We start from the raw sequence: 18,350 nt of genomic DNA, 5'->3' as shown, positions 1-18,350 counted from the left end.
CTGCCGTCCGGCGGCTATGCCGCCGGCTCGGCCTGTGCGGTCAGCGCGCGCAGCAGGTCTTCCACGGGCCGCGCCAGTTGCGCGGCGTCGCGCACGCAGACGTAGAACTGGCGCTCGGCCCATTCATCGCGCAGGCGCAGCAGCACCAGCCCCATCGACGCCAGGTAGTTGCGCGCGATGCCCTCGGGCACGATGCCTATCCCCAGCCCTTCGCGGATCATGCGGCAGCGCGTCTCGAAATTGGAGACCTGCAGCTTGACGTTGGGCGGACGAGAAAGCGTCTGGCCCGCGTAGGCCAGGAACTGGTCCAGCGAATGGCGCGGAAAATACCCCAGCAGGTCGTAGTCCAGCGCCTCTTCGAGCAACAGCTCGCCGCGGTCGGCCAGGGGATGGCCCACCGGGACGACCAGGCCTACCCGGTCGCGGCGGAACGGAAACGACGCCACGCCCGGCATCGGGTGGTCGGCGTGATAGATGCCGATATCGACCGCGGCTTCCGCCACCATGCGCGGGATGTCGTAGCTGTGGGCATCGAGCAGATCCACGCTGACGTCGCTGCGGCCCGCCAGGAAGCGGCCCATCACGCCCGGCAGGAACTGCAGGATGGTTGAAGGATTGGAGGCCAGCCGGATCTTCGCCTGGCCGTTGAGGGAGTATCCGTTGATGGCCTGTTCGGTCAGTTGCACGCTGCGCAGGATGGCCTTGGCGCGCTGGTAGAGCAAGGTGCCCGCGGGCGTCGGCTCCACGCCGCGTCCGTGCCGGTGCAGCAGGGTCCGGCCCAGGTGGCGCTCCAGTTCCGCCACGCGCTTGCTGGCGGCCGAAGTGACGAGGTTTTCGCGTTCGGCCGCTTTCGACAGGCTTTTCTCTTCGACGGCCGCGACGAAGATCTCCAGGGCGGGGATGTCCAGCTTTTTCATACCGGCAATATACCGTGGCGCCAGGCGCTCAGCGACGCTTCCACGTGGGCGACCTCTTCCGCCGTCATGCCCGCGATGTCGTAGAACCGCTGGCGCTGCGCCACCACCTCGCGCACGTGTTCGAGTATCTCGCGGGCGGCGGCTTCCGAGCGCAGGCCGAAGCGCCGGTACTCGCTCAGGCAGTTGTCGAAGGAGCTCTCGCGGCCGGCGGCGCCGATGTGCAGGTAATGGCGCGCCGATCCCTCTTGCGTCACCACGTCGAACAAGGGCGAGAGCCGGTAGCTGTGCGCGCCCTCGTCTTTCAGGAAGCCGACGTTCTTGAGGTGGTCGTCGGTGTTGTGCACGGCCACGTTCAGCACCATGCGGGCATACAGTTCCTTCAGGTCCTGCACGGGGTTGGACGACACGCGGCGCGTGACGTCCGCCAGCCGGGCGTAGGAATACGTGGCCTTGCCGCGCGGCCCGTCGAGCTCGCGCTTGCCGATCTGCACGGACGGGCTGATGAGCGAGGCCCCGCTGAGGAAATGCCGGCGCGCGACGACCGGCTCGGCGCCCGCCGCGGCGGGAAGCCGCTCGCGGTCGAAGCGGTGCGTCAGCAGGACCGCGCCCAGGCGCGTTTCCGCCAGGCGGATTTCCGGCACGGTGAGACCGATGGCCTTGGCCATCTGCAGATTGGCGTATTCGACCCGCTGGCGGTCGTAGGAATCGCCCTTGCGGGGGAACTTGGCGATCCATATCTCGCCTTGCTCGTCGCGCACGATGGTCTTGGGGCGGGCGCCGCCGATGTCCCACGAGCTGCCGAGGATGTCGCGGTACAGCCCCTTGGGCTTGACGCCCTGGTCGATGTCGGTGATGAGGCCGGCCAGCGATTCCAGCTGGCCGACCTCGGGAAGGCGGTAGGTCTTGCGCATATTGGGCGTGAGCTGGCGGGCGCTGAAGAACAGCGCGCCCACGCCCATGCCCCTGCCCTTGAGCAGGACCTCGTCTTCCGTGACGCGGGCGCCGGCGTTGTCGATGCGCATGACGTTGCGCCCCCAGGCATCCGGGGCCGCGTCGAAGATCGCGCCCAGTTTTTCGTAGCGGCTCTCGGTGCGGAACGTGGTGCGGGAGTCGACCAGCGGCAGATTCAGGGGATCGAGCGCGAAGGCGCGCGGATCGGCCGCGTAGGATTGCACGTAGGTGAATTCGGCGAAAAAGTGGTTTTCGTCCGAGTCGTCCAGCGTGAGGATGCCCGCCAGCACCGCCTCGCCGCGGATGTCGACGTAGACGTAGAGCTCGCTTTCGACGGATTTCTGCCGTTTGGATCGTGCCATGTCCGGGGCCCGCCCTTATAACCGGGAGGGATCGGCGCGGTGCGTATGCAGCGTGCCGGCGCTGCCGCGGCTGGGGCGGCGGACCGCGTCGAGCCGCTTGCCCACGCCGTCGAGCTCCGGATCGCCCAGCGCGAAGACCTGCTCGGCATAGCCGTACTGCAGCAGGGCTTCCAGCGCGAGCGCGAGCGATACGCCGCCGTCGCCGCGCTCCAGGCGGGCAATGGTGGCGCGCGATACGCCCAGGCGGTCGGCCAGCGTGGATTCCGTTTCGCCGCGGCGCAGGCGCGCGGTGCGGAGGTTCGCGCCGATGCGCGCCAGTGCTTCAGCGCCATCGAAACTGGGTTCTAGCTTCTTTTTCATGACTCAATAATAGTGCTTTAGGGAAAAAATTGCACTATTAATGAGTCAATCAAGAATTAAGAATGCGCTATTTATGAGTCATAAATCGATGATTTGACTTATATATAGCGCATTCCTGGGGAATCAGACGGCTACCGCCTGCTCCAACCGTAGCGCACCCCGCCCCGTGTCCAGCGTGACGCGGGCGCCCAGCGGCAGGGTCAGGTTGGGGGTGCCGTGCCCGCTGGGCCAGCCCGCCAGCACCGGGATGCCGCGCGCGCGGAACTGGTCCAGGATGAGCGGATACAGCATGCCCTGCGCCTGGGCGTCATCCCCCTGCACGCCCAGGATGCGGGTGAAGGTGCCGACCAGCACTCCCTTGAGACCCTCGAACTTGCCGGCGGCCGCCAGCTGGCTCAGCATACGGTCGACCCGGGGCAGCGCCTCGTTCACGTCTTCGATGAAGAGGATGGCGTCGCGGGTATCGATCTCGTTGGGAGAGCCGATCAGCGCGGCGATCAAGGCCAGATTGCCGCCGACCAGCCGTCCGGTGGCGGTGCCCGGGATCAGCTCCGTGGCGATGGCATCCAGAGGCGGCTCGATCCATGCGCCCTGCCCCACCTGCCCGCCGATCATGGCCAGCAGGTGCGACTCGGTGGGTTCGCGTTTGCCGGCCAGCAGGTCCTGCGCCAGCATCGGGCCGTGGAAAGTGACGAAGCCGGCATGCCGCTGCATGGCCAGATGCAACGCCGTGATGTCGCTGTATCCGATGAAGGGCTTGGGGTGGCGGCGGATCAGGCCGAAATCCAGCTGGTCCAGCAGGCGCCAGGATCCGAAGCCGCCCTGCAGGCACCAGACGGCGCCGATGTCGGGCGAGGCGAAGGCGGCATGGAGGTCGGCCAGGCGCTCGGCGTCGGTGCCGGCCAGGTAGTCGTAGGGAGCCTCCAGCCGGGTGCGGGAGGCCGGCATGACCTGCGCCGCATAGCCGCGCGCTTCCAGCCATTCGGAGGCCAGGTCGCTGGCGTCCGGCGCCGCCGAGGCCGGGGCCACGATGGCGATGCGCGCGCCCGGCTTGAGCGCCGGCACGGCCGCCGCCGCGCCGACGGGTGTCGGGGGCGCGGGCCGGACGGGCGCGGCGGCCGGCGGCCGCGAAGTCGTCGGCGCGCGACTCGCGCAACCGCCCAGCATGGCGGCCGACAGGCCCCAGGCGCCGGCGCCGATCAGGAAATGCCTGCGTCCGCCATCGGGCTTGCCGCCCCGGCCCGGTGCCGAATCCGTCATCGTCATTGCTTCCCCTCAGAATCGTTCGTATGCCAGCCGGTAGCGCCATTGGCCGACGGCCAGGCCCGCCATCGGCAGGCGGCCGATGCGGATGCGGCGCAGCGCCTGCAGGCGCAGGCCCGCGGTGTCGCACGCGTATTCGATGAAACCGGGATCCGGCGTCTTCAGGGCGAAGCGCAGGTGGGATTCGCTCTGCCAGCTGACTTTCATGGGCGTCGCGGGCCGGCCGCCGTAGGCCAGGCCGCGCTGCAGCCGCGCCAGCCCGCCTTCGTCCAGGGTGCCCGACACCTGCGCCACGTATTCCTGCTCCACGTGGCGCGCTTCTTCCCGCAGCTTGCGCGCCACGGGGTATTCCTGCGTGTACACGAGCAGCCCGCTGGCGGCGCGCTCCAGGGGAGTCACCAGCCTCAGGCCGTTGAACATGCGTTTCAGGTAGGGCTGGCCCGAGCGGTCGCCCGGCATCAGGTTCTCGGGCAGGATCAGGTCGCGGGCGGAGCCCGGTTCATCGTTGGCGTACAGGCCGGCCGGCTTGTGCACCAGCAGCGTGACCGGGCGCGCTTCTTCCAGGCGAGCGCCGGGCAGGAGCGTTACGGCCTGGGCCGGCGTGACCCGGCAGCCGGGTTCTTCCACCCGCTTGCCGTCCACGGCGACCCAGCCGCCCTCTATATAGCGTTCCGCGTCGCCGCGCGAGCATCGCTGGTCCTCGGCCACGCGCTTGGCCAGGCGCACGCTGTCGCTCATTGCCGCCCCCGTTTGCCGGCGGACGCCGCGAGAACCTGGGGATCGGAGGGAGCGCCGGGGGCGCGGGCTAAGGGGTGCATCGTCATGGGTATGGCTGGGTGGCAGTGCGTGAATGGCGGGCGCCCGGGCCCGCGTCGTGAGGCAGATGTTACGCCTAGGGTTCCACCTGATGAGATCATCATGCATAAATAGGATAATGGCGTAATCATCATTCTTATAAAGAATCATAAGCCATGGATATCAAAGCGCTGGAAGCGTTCTCCGCCGTCATGCACGCGGGCAGCATCACCGCCGCGGGGCGGTTGCTGGCGCGCTCCCAGCCCGTCATGACGCGCCTGATCCAGGAACTGGAGACCGAGGTGGGCTATCCGCTGTTCGTGCGCAACGGCCCTCGCCTCGCGCCCACGGAACAGGGCTTCCTGCTGTACGACGAGGTCGAGCGGGCGCTGTCGAGCCTGAAGCAGCTGGATGCCCAGGCCGCGGAAATCGCCCGGGGCCGGAGCAAGACGCTGCGGGTGGCGGCCACGCCGGCGCTATCGGCCAACCTGTTGCCGCAGGCATTGCGCACGGTGGATGCGGGCGACATCGCCGGCAATATCTATCTGCACAGCTATCCGGCCGAGCGCGTGGCGCACGCGGTGCTGACGGGCAACGCGCAGCTCGGCGTCACCAGCCTGCCGGTGGAGCACGACGCCTTGCGGGTGCATTGGGCGGGCCAGGCGGCCTGCGTGGTGGTGCTGCCCGAAGCGGATCCGCTGAGCCGGCTCGACGTGGTGCCGCTGCAGGCCCTCGCGCGGCGGCGGCTGGTCACCATGTCGAACCCGTACCGGCTGCGCCGCCAGATCGACGCCGCGCTGGCGCCCGCCGCCGTGCTGGAGACGAATTCATCCATCAACGCCCTGACCTGCGTGGGCGCGGGGCTGGGGGTCTGCGTGATGGAACCGCTGACCGCCCGCAGCATTCCGCTGGCGGGCACGGTGGTCAAGCCGCTGGACACCCTCATCCCCTTCCGCTTCGGCGTCATCAGCGCCCAGTCCGCCCTGCTGAGTCCGGCGCTGGAGCGCCTGGTGCGGACGGTGCGCGCGGTGGCCGAGCAATTGCTGCCCGACTTCGCCGACATCCCGCCGGACGCCGCCGTCTGAACGCCGGGCCGGATCCTGAACGACATCGCGCCATGAATACGTCCACTACGTTCCATCCCGACAAGATCGACCGCCGCCTGCTCGAACTGCTGCAGCGCGACTGCAACGCGCCGCTCGCCGATATCGCCGAGCAGGTCAACCTGTCGGTCACGCCGTGCTGGCGCCGCATCCAGCGGCTGGAGAAGGAAGGCTATATCAAGCGGCGCGTGGCGCTGCTGGACGCGGAGAAACTGAATGTCGGCGTCACGGTTTTCGTGCTGCTGAAAACCAACCGCCACAGCGTGGAGTGGTACAGCAGCCTGCAGACGGCCATTTCGCTGATTCCGGAAGTCGTCGAGTTCTACCGCCTGAGCGGCTCGATCGATTACCTGCTGCGCATCGTGGTGCCGGACATCAAGCATTACGACCAGATCTACCAGAAGCTCATCCGGAACCACGAACTGCTGGACGTCTGCGCGGGCTTCTCCATGGAGCAGATCAAGTCCACCACGATGCTGCCCATGGATTATCTTTAGGGCCAGCCGCGGCCTGCCAGGCCGCGGCCGCGAGGTTCAGGTGGCGGCCTCGGCGCTCACCACCTTCTTCCAGCGGGCGCTGTCCGCCGTGATCACGTCTTTGAGGGCGGCGCCGCTGGCGCAGGCGGCCACGGCGCCCTGCTCTTCGAAATACGCCTTGGTCTCGGGCTTCTCGCAGATGGAGAGGATCTCGCGTTCCAGCTGCGCGCGGCGCTCCGGCTTCATGGCGGACGACGCCATGAAACCCACCCAGATCGGCACGTCCATGCCGTCCAGGCCCGTTGCCTGCGACACGGTGGGCGGATCGCCGAGCTTGGGCAGGTGGGCCTTGGAGAACGTGCCCAACACCCGGGCCTTGCCCGATTCCACCAGCGGAAGGATCGAGCCGGCGCTGGTGAAGACGGCCGCCACCTGCCCGCCGATCAGGTCGATGTTGGCCGGCGCCGCGCCGCGGTACGGCACGTGCAGCAGGTTGATGCCGGCGGCGTGGGCGAAGAGCTCGCCGGTCAGGTTGGACACCGTGCCCGCGCCCGTGGAACCGTAGCTGAGCAGGCTGGGGTTCTGCCTGGCCGCGTCGATCAGCGCGCCCAGCGTCTGGTAGGGGCTGCCGGCGCTGACGGCGATGGACATCGGCGTATCGGCGACGAGCGCCACCGGCGCCAGGTCGCGGTCGACGTCGTAGGAAAGCTTCTTCTGCACGAAGGGCGCGATCGAGATGGCGCCTCCGGTGGCCAGCAGCAGCGTGCGGCCGTCGTCCTTGCTGCGGGCCACGCTGTCGGCGGCGATGATGCCGCCCGCGCCGGCCTTGTTCTCGACGATGACGGGCACGCCCAGCCTGGCGCCCAGCTTTTCGGCCATGTACCGGCCCACTGCGTCCTGCGAGCCGCCCGCCGGGAACGGCACCACGATGGTGACCACCCCTTCCTGGGCTTGGGCGCAAGCCGCCGCGCCCGCCGCCAGGGCGCACGCTGCGACGAATTTGAAAAGATTTCCCCGTGACATTTTTTCTCCGATTGGGATTGCGATTCTACTTGGCACTGCTTTGATGAATGGGTCAGGACAGCTCGTTCATGACGATGTTCACGCCGGTCGAGATTTCGGCCGCGCGCACGCCGTACACATGCAGGGAAATGGCCACGTTCTCGCCGCCGTTGCCGAGCCGGTGGATCTGCGAGATGCCCGCGCTGGCGGTGGTGACGTCGCCCGGACGCCGCGCGCGCTGCCCGGTGCGACGCACGCCGCCGGACGCCGCGCAGGCGTAGAACTCTTCGGTCAGCTCGCCCGCCAGCACCTTGTAGACGCACCAGGTCTTATGGCCATGCACGGGCGAGAACTGGCCCGGACGCCAGACCAGGAACATCATGGCGAATGCGCCGTCGTCCGAGGCATGCAGCAGGTGGCGGGCATACGTGCCCTCCTCTCCCTTGCGCTTGTCCTCGTCCAGCCATTCGAGCCAGTTGTCCACGCGCCCGAGTTCGCGGCGCATGTCGTCCAGGTAGCGGGTGGCGGCGACGGCCTGCGCCTCGGAAAAGCGCGCGAGCGGCGGCGCGGCCGGCTGGCGCTGCGCCAGCTGTGGAAAGGCGGGCATCTGGAATCTCCTCATTCGTCATCCTGGTGCCTATCCTAGGCCCGCGGACGCGAAAAAAAATTCCAGATGCGCGGCTCCTGCGCGCGGACTTTGGAAGTTTTTTCTAGTTGCCCGTTCCTACCATCCCTCCGTACCTGAAACGCCGTCGGCGCTCGCCCTTGGGCGCGGCCGGCGGCCCATCGCAAGCAGCAAGGAGAGGATCGGCATGAACAAGGTGGAACGTATCCGGACAGCATTGGGCGGCGCCGCGCCGGACCGCATTCCGTACAGTTTCTGGACCCATTTCCCGGGGATCGACCTCGACGCGCGGCGCCTGGCGGACACCTCCGCCGCGTTCTGCGCCGACTACGGCCTGGACTTCCTGAAGGCCATGCCCAACGGGTTGTATTGCGTCCAGGACTGGGGCGCGGAGTGCGATTTCAGCGGCATCCAGGGCGGCGGCGTGGCGCGGGTATCGACCCCGCGCATCCGCCGCGCCTCGGACTGGGCGGCGCTGGAGCGCCTGGACGTGGGCGCCGGCGCGCTGGGTCGCGAGCTGCGGCACCTGGAATACCTGCTCGACGCCGTCGGGCCCGGCACCCCGGTCATCGCCACGGTGTTCTCGCCGATGACGGTGGCGGCCAAGCTGTCCGGCGATCTGCACCGCCAGCATGCCGCGCAGGATGCGCCTTCGCTGCGGCGCGGCCTGGAGATCATCGCCGACGTCACCGGCGACTTCGTCCGGGCCGCGATCGGCCTGGGCTGCGCGGGGGTGTTCTTCGCCGCCCAGGACGCCGCGCCGGACAAGTTCAGCGCGGCCGCGTACGCCGAACTGGGCCGCCCCTACGATCTCCAGGTGCTGGCCGCGGCGCGCGAGGCCGGCGGCTGGTTCAACGTGCTGCACATGCACGGGGACGACGTCCATTTCGACCTGCTCAGCGCCTACGAGGTCTCGGCCCTGAACTGGCATATCGGCGAAACCCCGACCCGCATCGAGGACTATCGCCGCGCCGGCGGCACGCGCCCCATCGTGGGCGGACTGCGCCGCCAGGACCTGACCGAGTCGCGCCTGGACGGCATCCGCCGCAGCATCGGGCAGACGGTGGCCGAGACCGACGGGCGCGGCCTGATCCTGACGCCCGCCTGCGTGATCCGTTATCCGGTGGTGCCCGACACCCTGCGCCACGCCGCCAGGCTGATCCGGGAATGGCCGATCGCGCGCGCCCTGTCGCCGGCGCGGGCCGAACGGCCTCACGCGTTGGCGTTGTAACGGCGCAGACCAGGCAACCAGCCGATGCGGCCGTGGCGCTCAAGCGGCCCCGGCTCAGGCGGGGGGAGCATCCCGATCCGCGGCGGCGGATGCCTGGGCCGGCGGTTGCGGTTCCAGGTCCTGGGCGGCGGACGCGGGCGTCTCGTCGATCCAGGCGCGCAGCAGCGTCTGCGTCACGGCCAGGATCACGGGGCCGATGAACAGTCCCACGATGCCGAAGGCGAACAGCCCGCCCAGCACCCCCGCCAGGATCAGCAGCAGCGACAGGTTCACGCCGCGCTTGATCAGCAGGGGCCGCAACAGGTTGTCCATCATCGCGACCACTATCGCCCAGACCAGCAGCACGCCGGCGGCCAGCCTCATGTCGTTCTGGAACAGCCAGGCCACGCCGCCCAGCATCGGCAGGAACGGGCCCAGCTGCGCCAGGCAGAGCATGACCATCAGCGCGGTCAGGACGCCGGCGGCGGGCACGCCCGCGATCCACAGCCCGATGCCGCCCAGCGCGGACTGGACGACCGCGGTGACCACGATGCCAAGCGCCACGGCGCGGACCGCCGCGCCGGCCAGCCGCACCGCCGACATGCCGCGCTGCCCCGCGAGCCGGTTGAAGAAGCGCAGCACGAATTCGGCGGCCACGTCGCCCTTGACGTACAGAATGCCGGCGATGACGACGGTGACCAGCATGTGCAGCATGAACACGCCCACGATGGCGGCGTGGCCGAGCAGCCAGCGCGCCGCGCTGGTGAGATAGGGTTCCAGCCGGGCCAGCAGCCCGCCGGCGCCGGCATCCGACAGCGCCTGCCATTCCGTGGCGACCCGCTGGCCGACCAGCGGGATGCTCCGGACCCAGGACGGCGGCGCCAGCAGCGCGTAGTCCGGCAGGCTCTTGATCGCCGCCATGATGGTGCCGCCGTGCAGCGCCAGGGTGGAGATCGCCTGGTACAGCGGCAGCACGATGACGAACAGCAGCAGGAACAGCATGACGATGGTGGCGATCCAGCGGCGCCCGCCGCAACGGCGCTGGATCCCCAGCAGCACCGGCCAGGTGGCGACGACGATGGTGGTCGCCCACACGAGGCCCGGCAAAAATGGCCGCAGGATGTAAAGACTGCCTATCATCAGCCCGGCAAGGATGACGATGACGAGCAGGATGCGGGCAATATCGACTGATTGACGTGGTGGGTTCACCCGCTGCTCCTGACAGGGCCGGCCGCCCTGGATGGTGGCGCATGGCGACCAGCGGGCGCCCGCCCGGGTGATACGCGCCGATGCGTACCCGATGAATTTATCCGAAATTGCCGCGTTCCAGTGCAAACCTCGTCGCCGGGCACGCAACTTGCCGGCGATGGGTTTCCGCCGCGTTGGCGGCGGACATCTCTATGGAGGTACGCCATGAGGATCCTGACCACGGCCGGCTTGGTGCTGGCCCTTATGCTTGCCGGCTGTTCCGGGACCGGTTCCTACAGTTCGAGTTCGCCGCGCTCCGGCGCTTCGATGTCGGCCAATCCCGCCAACTACCATTCCTCCAGCTTCGGCGAGCCCAACAACGAGCCGTTCCAGGGCGTGTATCCGGGCCATTAGGCGCTCTTGCCCCGTCTCGGCCCTAGTTCGCCGCCTGCGCCCCCTGCGCGCGGATCAGCGAGTACGCGATGTAGTACTTGTAGATGTTGCTGACGTACTGCACGGTTTCGCGTCCGATGCGCTGGGCCGCGACGCGCTCGACGTTGTCGAACCAGACGTTGGGATCCAGCCCCTTGGAAGCGGCCTCCTTGCGCAGTTGGCCGATGCGGGCCGGCCCGGCGTTGTACGCGGCGAAGGCGAACAGCCCTTTGTTCAGGTCCGTCATGGGTTCGCGCGCGTAGTACTGGTCGATCATGAAGCGGATGTACTTGACCCCGGCGTGGATATTGGCTTCCTCGACCCGGATGTCGCCCACCTTCAGGTCCTTGCCGGTGGCCGGCATGATCTGCATGACGCCGATCGCGCCCACCGAACTTTTGGCCTGCTGGTCCAGGCGCGATTCCTGATAGCCCTGGGCCACCATCAGCAGCCAATCGATGCCGTACTGGTCGCCGTATCTGTGGAAGAACTCCGAGAGGCGGTGGAATTTGTCGATCTCGCCCGGATCGGCCGCGGCCTTTACCCATTTCACCGACTTCAGGTATTTCGTCAGCTGCTGGTTGCCGAACGACGTGCCCACGCGGTGCTTCTCCATGAACGGGTTGAGCACCGCCGCGAACTTCGGCGAGTCCTTCCGGAAGGCGAAGGCGATGTCGCTGCCGGTGTCGATTTGCAGGTTTTCATAGACGCGCAGCTCCAGGAATATCTGTTTCCAGAAATTCGCCAGGTAGCGGTCGGCCACGGTGTATTTCACCAGGTCGGCGTTGGCCATCTCCAGGATGTCGTCGGTTTCGAAGTTCCCGGGGGCGTCGCGGATAATCACTGGCTTCAACCCCCTGGCCTGAAGGTCTTCGTTCAGTTTCTTGACGCTGCCGTAGTAGCTGCTGACCGGGTTGAGGAACACCTCCTGCCCGCTCAGGTCGTCCAGCGACTTCAGTTCGGGCGCGCCGGGCGAGGCCACGACGACCTCCGGCACGCCGCTGGCCAGCGGCGCGGAGAAATCCACCGACTTGGCGCGCTCAGGCGTAACCGTGAGGTTGGCGGCGATCAGGTCGCCCTTGCCCGCGAGCAGGTCCGGAATAAGGCGCTCGCGCGAGGTGGGCAACAGCACCACGTGCACCCGGATGTTGCGGTTCTTCAGTTGGGCGTTCAGGTCGTTCTCGAACGCGGTCATCATGTCGGCGATGATGCCGCGCTGGGCGCCTCCCTTGTCCAGGAAGTACAGCGTCCTGTTATAGGGCACCAGCACCCGGACCTGGCGGCGCTTGATCATGCCGTCCAGGTCGCCCGTCCAGGGCTTCACGTTGTAGGCCAGCGACAGCGGATCGCCCTTGGCCTTGGCCTGCTGGGCCGGCGCGGGACCGGCCGGCATCAGGAGCAGCGCGCCGAGCAGCGCGGCAAGAACACGGAATGACATGGTTCCCTCCGGACGAGGAGCTTGCGTGCCAATCGCGCCGCCGAATCGGCAGCCTGATACGTGTGCTTACGATAATCCGAACGGAGCGGTTTGGCTCATGGGCGTGAAAAGAAATTCTGGCGGGCGGCGGGATTTGGCCACATGCGGGTCTAGGTCGCGCCTTTGAGGGCCTGGTCGGCGGCGTCCCTGGCCGCCACCCCCGCGCTCAGCGCCATCAGGTGCCGGGCCATTTCTCCCAACTGCCCATCCTTTGCCTTCAACTGCGCAAGCAGATCTTCCGACCGGGCTTCGGCGGCGGCCAGCCTTGCTTCCTGCGCCAGTTCGCGTTCCCTGGCAGCGGCCGTGCCGGCGCGGATTGCAGCCAATTCGGCTTCCAGGCGCGTCCGGTTCTCCTGCGCCTCGGCGCGCAACGCCTGAGCGCCCTGCTCCGCCTGGCGCCGCTGTTCCTGTTCCTCGGCCAGCGCCTTGCGCGCCTGGGCCAGCTGCTGTTGCGCAGCGGCCTGCGTTTCGTCCAGGCGGGCCTGCAGCCGCTTGACCGCGCCGCGCTCGGCATCCAGTTCGTTGAGCCAGCGGCGTTCGTGGGCCGCGTGGCGGGCTTCCACGGCTTCCAGCGCCTGGGCATGCTGGTTGCGCGATTTCTCCGCTTCGGCCAGCAAGGCCTGCGCTGCGTCGCGGGCGTCGGCCAACTGGCGCTGCTGCTGTTCGAACTGCTCGTCGCGCTGGCGCCGTTGCTGCTCGGCCGCCAGCAGCCGGTCTTCGGCGGCCGCCAATTGCGAGGTGGCGACCCTGAGGGCTTCCTGCAGATCCTGCTCGCGCTGCGCCAGCCCGGCTTCGCGCCGTTGCAGCCGTTCGGCGTCGGCCGCCAGCGTTTCCCCATCCCGCGCCAGCGCTTCCAGGCGCTCGCGATAACGCTCGGCCTGCTCGGCGCGCGCTTCGGCCATGGCGGCTTCCCAGAAGTGCGCGGCCGCCTGGGCGACCGGATCGGGCACGGCCGGCGCCACGGCGAACGCGCCGGGATCCTTGATGCGCGCGCCCAGCGACCGGAACCAGGTTTCCAGGTAGGGGCTGACCGTATTGGGCGAGCCGCGGCCGATTTTCTGGCGCACGCGCTCGATGGTCGGGCGGGCGCCCTCAAGCAGCAAGGCGTCGGCGGCGCTCCAGACGTCTGATTCGGTGATTCCGCTGGCCATGGCCGGGCTCCGTCGATTTTTCGGGATTCAAGGATTAATTACTCACGATAATGGAACCTTATCGGGGGTAAACATCAATCTACGTTAGATATCATACACAATATGTATGATTAATTATAATTCTCGGATCGCGACCGCGATTCCGGCCGCATACCATTCGGATTTCCTTTTTTCGCGTCCTGCACCTATGTCCCTGACCCTGCAACGCTCGCTCCCCGCGCTGGATCCCCAGCTTCTGGACGCGCAGGCCGACGCCGCCGCGCGCGATCTGATGCGCGAAGGCAGTTCGGCCAATACCGCGGCGAGCTACCGCGCCGCGATCCGCTACTGGACGGCCTGGTTCGAGCTGCGCTACGGCCAGCCCTTTGCCCTCCCCCTTCCGGAAGCCGCGGTCATCCAGTTCGTGGTGGATCACGCCCAGCGCTCGACGGGCGAAGGCTTGAAATGGGAGCTGCCGCTGGCGCTGGACCAGGAGCTGGTGCGCCTGAAGGCCAAGGGCAAGCTGGGCCCGCCCAGTCTGAACACTCTGTTGCAGCGCCTGTCGGTGCTGTCCAAGGCGCATGAGTTGCATGGCCATCCCAACCCCTGCCGCGGCGCGCGGCTGCGGGAGCTCTTGGCCCGGACCCGGCGCGCCTATGCGCGGCGCGGCGTGGCGCCGGCCAGGAAGGCCGCGTTGACCCGCGAGCCGCTGCAGGCCTTGCTGGCGACCTGCGACGACTCTTTGCGCGGCCTGCGCGACCGCGCGCTGCTGCTGTTCGCCTGGGCCAGCGGCGGGCGGCGGCGCTCCGAGGTGGCGAGCGCCACGGTGGAGAACACGCGGCGCACCGCCGACGGCTTCCTGTTTTCCCTGGGGCAGTCCAAGACCAACCAGGCGGGCGCGAGCCGCGCCGACGACCAGAAGCCGATCGCCGGCATGGCGGCGCAGGCGCTCGATGCCTGGCTGCGCGCCAGCGGCATCCAGGAAGGCCCGCTGTTTCGCCGGGTGCGCCGCGGCGACGTGCTGGGCGAACCGCTGGCGGCGGCGGCCGTGCGCGACATCGTGCGGGAACGCTGCAAGCTGGCTGGCCTGCCCGGGGATTTTTCGGCGCACAGCCTGCGCTCGGGTTTCGTGACCGAGGCCGGCCGGCAGAACGTGCCGCTGGGCGACACCATGGCGCTCACCGGCCACGCCAGCGTGGCTACCGTGATGGGCTACTTCCGGGCCGGATCCGCGGCCCGTTCGCCGGCGGCGCGGCTGCTGGACGAGCCCGATTCCGGCCCACGGTAAAATCCCGCCCAGCCTTCCCTGCCCGACCCGGTCTCTCCATGCGAATACACCTACGCGGGCTTGTGCTTGCGCTCACCATATTCAGTGCCGTCGTCGCCACGGCGAACGCCCTTTATGCCAGCTACCGCGTCCAGCGCGAGCAGCTCATCGTCAACACGCTGGAATCCAATCGGGTCTACGCCTCGAAGCTGGCGGAGAGCGCCGGCACCTTCCTGCGGACGGCCCAGCGGCAACTGGAGTACAGCGCCCGGCACCTGGCCGGCCGCTTCGACGTGCCCGAGCTGCTTGCCACGGAAGCCGACCGCCTGCAGCAACAGACCGACAGCTTCAATACGGTGGCCATCATCCGGGCCGATGGGACCATCCTGGCCGCCTCGCAGACGCTGCGCGGGTTCGTGGGCACGCGGGTGGACAATCCCGGCAGCCGCGCCGCCCTGCAGGGGCGCAAGCCCCTGATCAGCAAGCCCTATGTTTCGCTGACGGGCAATCTGCTGATCAATGTTTCCCACCCCATCCACGGCGACGAGGGCCGTTACCTGGGCTACATCGCCGGCACCATCTACCTGCGCAACGAAGGCGCCCTGCACACCCTGCTGGGCAGGCATCCCTACCAGGACGGCTCCTACCTCTACGTGGTGGATAGCGAAGGCAGGCTGATCTATCACGAAGACGGCAGCCGCGTGGGGGAAGACGTGACCGCCAACCCGGTGGTGGCGGCCGTCATGCGCGGCCAGGCCGGGGCGCAGCGCCTGGTCAATACGCGGGGCGTGGACATGCTGGCGGGCTACGCGGGCGTGCCGCTGAGCGGCTGGGGCGTGATCGCCCAGCGCCCCGCGAAGGCCACGCTGGAGCCGCTGGAAGAGTTGATCTGGTCCCTGATCCGCTATGCCGCGCCGTTCGCGCTGGCTTGCCTGCTGGCGATCTGGTGGTGCGCGCGCAAGATCTCGCAGCCGCTGTCGCAGTTGGCCACCAATGTCGAACATCGGGAAGTGGGCGTCGCGATGCAGCGGGTCCAATCCGTGAAGGCGTGGTATTTCGAGGCCCAGCGCCTGAAGGGTGCCGTGATCCGCAGCTTCACGAGCCTGCAGGACGAGATAGGCAAGCTGAACCAGGCCAGCATCACCGACCCGCTGACCAGCCTGCACAACCGGCGCGGCCTGCAGGCCGCGGTGGATCGGCTGCGGGCGGCGGGCGCGCCCTTCTCCGTCATCGCGCTGGACATCGATCACTTCAAGCAGGTCAACGACACCTACGGCCACACGGTGGGAGACGAGGTGATCCGCGGCGTGGCGCAGTTGATGCGCGATTGCTCGCGCCCCTCGGACGTGCTGTGCCGCAACGGCGGCGAGGAGTTCCTGATGCTGCTGCCCGCCGCCGGCGCGCAGGAAGCGGCCAATGTGGCGGAGCGCCTGTGCAAGCGCCTGGCAACGAACCGCCTGCATGGCACGGCCGGCATCACGCTGTCGGCCGGCGTTGCGCAATGGCCCTCGGCCGGCGCCGAGGTCGAGGCGGTATTCCAGGCGGCCGACCAGGCGCTCTACGCGGCCAAGCAGCAAGGGCGCAACCGCGTGGTGACGCACGCGGCGGCCTAGCCGGCCGCCGGGCTCAGTCCAGCAGGTGCCAGAGCCCGGGCGCCAGGCGCGACCACAGGTCGGCGCTCATGCCCTCGGGCTTGCGCGTGGGCAGCCCGGTGCTGCGCTTGAGGCGTTCGCCCTTGCACGCGAACACGATGCGGTGCGCCAGGGACGTGTCGCTCACTTCGATGACCGAGCCGGCATAGCGCTGCCGGATGCGGCTCAGATAGCGCGGGTAATTGAAGTTCGACGCGTGGAAGTTGCACACCATCACGCCCGCCGGGGCCAGGGCTCGCCAGCAGCCCTCGTAGAACGCGTCGCTCGTGAGCTGCGCGGGGATGCCATTGATGTCGTAGCCGTCGACCAGCACGGCGTCGTACTCATCCTGGTAGCGCTGGATGAGCTCGGCGCCGTCGCCTTGCAGCACCGCGAAGCGGTCGTCGTCGTGGGGCACCAGGAACGAATCGCGCAAGGCGATGACGTGCGGGTTGATCTCGAAGACGTCGATGCGCGCCGACGGCAGATAGTGGTAGCAGAACTTCGCCAGGGACCCTCCCCCCAGGCCGACCATCGCAATCCGACGGGGCTCGGGGTTCAGCAGCAGGAACCCCATCATGAGGCGCGTGTATTCCAGGTTCAGCGCGTTGGGGTCCTTGGTCCACATGCGGCTCTGTATTTCGTCGCGCGAGAACATCAGCGACCGCGACGTGGTCGTGGCGTAGATGAAGGGCCTAACCGGATACGGACTCGAAGTGCTTTCAGGCATTCCAGGGACTCGCTGTGAGAAGGCGCGCGCCGGCCGGAAGCCGGCGCGCGGGGGCAGGCCGCCGCGCGGGGGCATACGGCGGCTGCGGGAGAAACATGCGGGGAAAGCGGGACTGCCTCGGCGGGCGCGCGGGAAGCGCGCCGCCTCGGGCATGTCGAGGGAGACGCCGCGCGCGGGCGCGGCGGGTCAGGCCTTACGCGGAGGAACGCAGGACTTCGGTGTCTTCGACGGATTCGGCGTCCGCCGGTACGGAGTTGATGTCAGCGTCTTTCTTGGCCTCGGGCGCCTTCCAGTCCAGGGGAGGAATTTCGAAGCGCCACTTCTTGCCGACCAGTTGATGAGACATGAGCGTTCTCCTATTCAGGGCGCATGGCTTCCCCCGCACAAGCGCGATACGCAGGATTCAAGCGTGCCTTCGATGCGGTTCCATGGTGGGAAGCGGGGGGACATACGCGCGGGCAACGCTGGCAAAACCGGACAGGCCGCTGGGCCTGCCCGCCGGGTTTTATCCCTTGGGTTTATTCTTGGGTCTGTTTTTGGTTTTTGGTTTTTTCCAGCAGGAATTTATTGTTATTTTGCTGCCAGATGGCGTATTTTAGCATAGTTTTGACAGAAATAGAACCCCTGTCGCAATCGCCCCGCTTTGTGTCGCGATTCCCTCTGCCGCCGCGTCCGGCGCGCCGATACACTGGCCTCGCCCTTTCCTCTTTTCCGGAAGACGCGCCGTGACCGGATCCCTGATCGAAGGCGGCTGCGACTGCGGCGCCGCCCGCTACCGCCTCGCCAGCCCGCCCCTCTTCGTGCATTGCTGTCATTGCACCGTGTGCCAGCGGCATTCGGGCACCGCGTTCGCCATGAATGCGCCCATCGAGTCCGACCGCCTGATGCTGCTGCAAGGCGAGCTGAGCCGCCACCCGCCGGACCGCAGCGCCGACGACGGCGAAACGTCGGTCGTCGTGCGCTGCAAGGCCTGCGCCGGGTTGCTGTGGAGCCATCATCCCGCCTATGGCGAAGCCGTCGCGCTGGTGTACGCGGGCACGCTGGACCGCGCGGCCGATTTTCCGCCCGGCGCGCATTGCTTCGTGCGCTCCAAGCACCCCTGGCTGCGCCTGCCCGAGGGCGTGCCCGCGGCCGAGGGCTACTACGACATGGATGCTTGCTGGCCCGAGGCCAGCAAGCGCAGGCTCGCGGCGGCGCTTACTCGCGGCGAGCGCAAACCCTGGGTTCCCAAGACCTGAGCTTTTCCTCGCAATCCGCGAAACCCCTCCTCCCCTTCCTAGGGATTTCCCCCGTTTTTGCAGAAATATGGCTGTGAATGCCGCCTTCCGAGCTGTCTGAAAGCTGAACGGAAGTTTGGATTTTTAGACTCCCGCATTCATTGCACAGTCAGCTTTTGTTCAGACGCAAGTCAGACAAAGCGCAACAACGGGA

General features: G+C 67.9%; 19 protein-coding genes. 7 read left to right on the top strand and 12 right to left on the bottom strand.

Going from position 1 to position 18,350, the window contains the following annotated elements; genetic code table 11:
• Positions 1-14: 14 nt before the first annotated feature.
• The 5 genes from ADE01S_RS11490 to ADE01S_RS11470 form a co-directional block, all read right to left on the bottom strand.
• Positions 15-917, bottom strand: a complete 903-nt coding sequence (locus tag ADE01S_RS11490) for a LysR family transcriptional regulator (RefSeq protein ID WP_062681825.1) — start codon at positions 915-917, stop codon at positions 15-17.
• Positions 914-2,230, bottom strand: a complete 1,317-nt coding sequence (locus ADE01S_RS11485) for a type II toxin-antitoxin system HipA family toxin (protein WP_062681824.1) — start codon at positions 2,228-2,230, stop codon at positions 914-916. The genes ADE01S_RS11490 and ADE01S_RS11485 overlap by 4 nt, the downstream gene beginning before the upstream one ends.
• Before the next feature lie 15 nt (positions 2,231-2,245).
• Positions 2,246-2,590, bottom strand: a complete 345-nt coding sequence (locus ADE01S_RS11480) for a helix-turn-helix domain-containing protein (RefSeq protein ID WP_062681823.1) — start codon at positions 2,588-2,590, stop codon at positions 2,246-2,248.
• A 123-nt stretch (positions 2,591-2,713) separates the two neighbouring features.
• Positions 2,714-3,655: a S66 peptidase family protein gene (locus tag ADE01S_RS11475; protein WP_062681928.1), complete on the bottom strand. Its 942-nt coding sequence runs from the start codon at positions 3,653-3,655 to the stop codon at positions 2,714-2,716.
• Positions 3,656-3,865: 210 nt separating this feature from the next.
• On the bottom strand, positions 3,866-4,591 hold the full coding sequence (locus ADE01S_RS11470) for an RNA pseudouridine synthase (RefSeq protein ID WP_062681822.1): 726 nt from the start codon (positions 4,589-4,591) through the stop codon (positions 3,866-3,868).
• A gap of 233 nt (positions 4,592-4,824) precedes the next feature.
• Between ADE01S_RS11470 and ADE01S_RS11465 the strand changes: the two genes are divergently transcribed.
• Together ADE01S_RS11465 and ADE01S_RS11460 are read left to right on the top strand one after the other, a co-directional pair.
• Complete coding sequence (locus ADE01S_RS11465; RefSeq protein WP_062681821.1) at positions 4,825-5,733, top strand: LysR substrate-binding domain-containing protein; 909 nt, start codon at positions 4,825-4,827, stop codon at positions 5,731-5,733.
• A gap of 32 nt (positions 5,734-5,765) precedes the next feature.
• Positions 5,766-6,248, top strand: coding sequence for an Lrp/AsnC family transcriptional regulator (locus ADE01S_RS11460; protein WP_062681820.1), 483 nt, complete (start codon positions 5,766-5,768; stop codon positions 6,246-6,248).
• 36 nt (positions 6,249-6,284) lie between these two features.
• Here ADE01S_RS11460 and ADE01S_RS11455 read toward each other — a convergent pair whose 3' ends face one another.
• Both ADE01S_RS11455 and ADE01S_RS11450 read right to left on the bottom strand, forming a co-directional pair.
• Positions 6,285-7,250: a Bug family tripartite tricarboxylate transporter substrate binding protein gene (locus tag ADE01S_RS11455; protein WP_062681819.1), complete on the bottom strand. Its 966-nt coding sequence runs from the start codon at positions 7,248-7,250 to the stop codon at positions 6,285-6,287.
• Between the two features lie 52 nt (positions 7,251-7,302).
• The gene (locus ADE01S_RS11450; protein WP_062681818.1) at positions 7,303-7,836 is read right to left on the bottom strand and encodes a cysteine dioxygenase family protein; all 534 of its coding nucleotides are present in this window, start codon (positions 7,834-7,836) and stop codon (positions 7,303-7,305) included.
• 205 nt (positions 7,837-8,041) lie between these two features.
• Between ADE01S_RS11450 and ADE01S_RS11445 the strand changes: the two genes are divergently transcribed.
• Positions 8,042-9,085, top strand: a complete 1,044-nt coding sequence (locus ADE01S_RS11445) for a uroporphyrinogen decarboxylase family protein (RefSeq protein WP_062681817.1) — start codon at positions 8,042-8,044, stop codon at positions 9,083-9,085.
• Positions 9,086-9,139: 54 nt separating this feature from the next.
• On the opposite strand, the gene ydiK is transcribed toward ADE01S_RS11445, so the two are convergent.
• Entirely contained in the window at positions 9,140-10,273 is a 1,134-nt protein-coding gene (gene ydiK / locus ADE01S_RS11440) for an AI-2E family transporter YdiK (protein WP_062681816.1), read from the bottom strand.
• Between the two features lie 204 nt (positions 10,274-10,477).
• Here ydiK and ADE01S_RS11435 point away from each other — a divergent pair, with 204 nt between their 5' ends.
• Positions 10,478-10,666, top strand: a complete 189-nt coding sequence (locus ADE01S_RS11435; RefSeq protein WP_062681815.1) for a hypothetical protein — start codon at positions 10,478-10,480, stop codon at positions 10,664-10,666.
• A 22-nt stretch (positions 10,667-10,688) separates the two neighbouring features.
• On the opposite strand, the gene ADE01S_RS11430 is transcribed toward ADE01S_RS11435, so the two are convergent.
• Positions 10,689-12,122, bottom strand: a complete 1,434-nt coding sequence (locus tag ADE01S_RS11430) for an MltF family protein (RefSeq protein ID WP_062681814.1) — start codon at positions 12,120-12,122, stop codon at positions 10,689-10,691.
• Positions 12,123-12,271: 149 nt separating this feature from the next.
• On the bottom strand, positions 12,272-13,312 hold the full coding sequence (locus ADE01S_RS11425) for a DNA-binding protein (protein WP_062681813.1): 1,041 nt from the start codon (positions 13,310-13,312) through the stop codon (positions 12,272-12,274).
• A gap of 187 nt (positions 13,313-13,499) precedes the next feature.
• Here ADE01S_RS11425 and ADE01S_RS11420 point away from each other — a divergent pair, with 187 nt between their 5' ends.
• Entirely contained in the window at positions 13,500-14,579 is a 1,080-nt protein-coding gene (locus ADE01S_RS11420; protein ID WP_062681812.1) for a site-specific integrase, read from the top strand.
• A gap of 62 nt (positions 14,580-14,641) precedes the next feature.
• On the top strand, positions 14,642-16,171 hold the full coding sequence (locus ADE01S_RS11415) for a sensor domain-containing diguanylate cyclase (protein WP_305954975.1): 1,530 nt from the start codon (positions 14,642-14,644) through the stop codon (positions 16,169-16,171).
• A 13-nt stretch (positions 16,172-16,184) separates the two neighbouring features.
• Here ADE01S_RS11415 and ADE01S_RS11410 read toward each other — a convergent pair whose 3' ends face one another.
• On the bottom strand, positions 16,185-16,919 hold the full coding sequence (locus tag ADE01S_RS11410) for a spermine/spermidine synthase domain-containing protein (RefSeq protein ID WP_062681810.1): 735 nt from the start codon (positions 16,917-16,919) through the stop codon (positions 16,185-16,187).
• 193 nt (positions 16,920-17,112) lie between these two features.
• Positions 17,113-17,265 (bottom strand): hypothetical protein, encoded by a 153-nt coding sequence (locus tag ADE01S_RS31795; RefSeq protein ID WP_165695655.1) that lies wholly within the window; start codon positions 17,263-17,265, stop codon positions 17,113-17,115.
• A 379-nt stretch (positions 17,266-17,644) separates the two neighbouring features.
• On the opposite strand from ADE01S_RS31795, the gene ADE01S_RS11405 reads away from it, so the two are divergent.
• Positions 17,645-18,157 carry a GFA family protein gene (locus ADE01S_RS11405; RefSeq protein WP_062681809.1) on the top strand — a complete coding sequence of 171 codons (513 nt, stop codon included), beginning with the start codon at positions 17,645-17,647 and terminating at the stop codon, positions 18,155-18,157.
• Positions 18,158-18,350 lie beyond the last annotated feature (193 nt).

The sequence above is a fragment of the Achromobacter denitrificans NBRC 15125 genome, from assembly GCF_001571365.1.
In the GTDB taxonomy this organism is placed as follows: domain Bacteria; phylum Pseudomonadota; class Gammaproteobacteria; order Burkholderiales; family Burkholderiaceae_B; genus Achromobacter; species Achromobacter denitrificans.
Note: the sequence above shows the minus strand (reverse complement) of the source record. Positions and strands in the feature narration are given on the sequence as shown.

Coding starts and splice junctions, on each gene's coding strand:
- ADE01S_RS11490 (WP_062681825.1), bottom strand. CDS start 917: ATGAAAAAGCTGGACATCCCCGCCCTGGAGATCTTCGTCGCGGCCGTC.
- ADE01S_RS11485 (WP_062681824.1), bottom strand. CDS start 2,230: ATGGCACGATCCAAACGGCAGAAATCCGTCGAAAGCGAGCTCTACGTC.
- ADE01S_RS11480 (WP_062681823.1), bottom strand. CDS start 2,590: ATGAAAAAGAAGCTAGAACCCAGTTTCGATGGCGCTGAAGCACTGGCG.
- ADE01S_RS11470 (WP_062681822.1), bottom strand. CDS start 4,591: ATGAGCGACAGCGTGCGCCTGGCCAAGCGCGTGGCCGAGGACCAGCGA.
- ADE01S_RS11465 (WP_062681821.1), top strand. CDS start 4,825: ATGGATATCAAAGCGCTGGAAGCGTTCTCCGCCGTCATGCACGCGGGC.
- ADE01S_RS11460 (WP_062681820.1), top strand. CDS start 5,766: ATGAATACGTCCACTACGTTCCATCCCGACAAGATCGACCGCCGCCTG.
- ADE01S_RS11455 (WP_062681819.1), bottom strand. CDS start 7,250: ATGTCACGGGGAAATCTTTTCAAATTCGTCGCAGCGTGCGCCCTGGCG.
- ADE01S_RS11450 (WP_062681818.1), bottom strand. CDS start 7,836: ATGCCCGCCTTTCCACAGCTGGCGCAGCGCCAGCCGGCCGCGCCGCCG.
- ADE01S_RS11445 (WP_062681817.1), top strand. CDS start 8,042: ATGAACAAGGTGGAACGTATCCGGACAGCATTGGGCGGCGCCGCGCCG.
- ADE01S_RS11435 (WP_062681815.1), top strand. CDS start 10,478: ATGAGGATCCTGACCACGGCCGGCTTGGTGCTGGCCCTTATGCTTGCC.
- ADE01S_RS11430 (WP_062681814.1), bottom strand. CDS start 12,122: ATGTCATTCCGTGTTCTTGCCGCGCTGCTCGGCGCGCTGCTCCTGATG.
- ADE01S_RS11425 (WP_062681813.1), bottom strand. CDS start 13,312: ATGGCCAGCGGAATCACCGAATCAGACGTCTGGAGCGCCGCCGACGCC.
- ADE01S_RS11420 (WP_062681812.1), top strand. CDS start 13,500: ATGTCCCTGACCCTGCAACGCTCGCTCCCCGCGCTGGATCCCCAGCTT.
- ADE01S_RS11410 (WP_062681810.1), bottom strand. CDS start 16,919: ATGCCTGAAAGCACTTCGAGTCCGTATCCGGTTAGGCCCTTCATCTAC.
- ADE01S_RS31795 (WP_165695655.1), bottom strand. CDS start 17,265: ATGTCTCATCAACTGGTCGGCAAGAAGTGGCGCTTCGAAATTCCTCCC.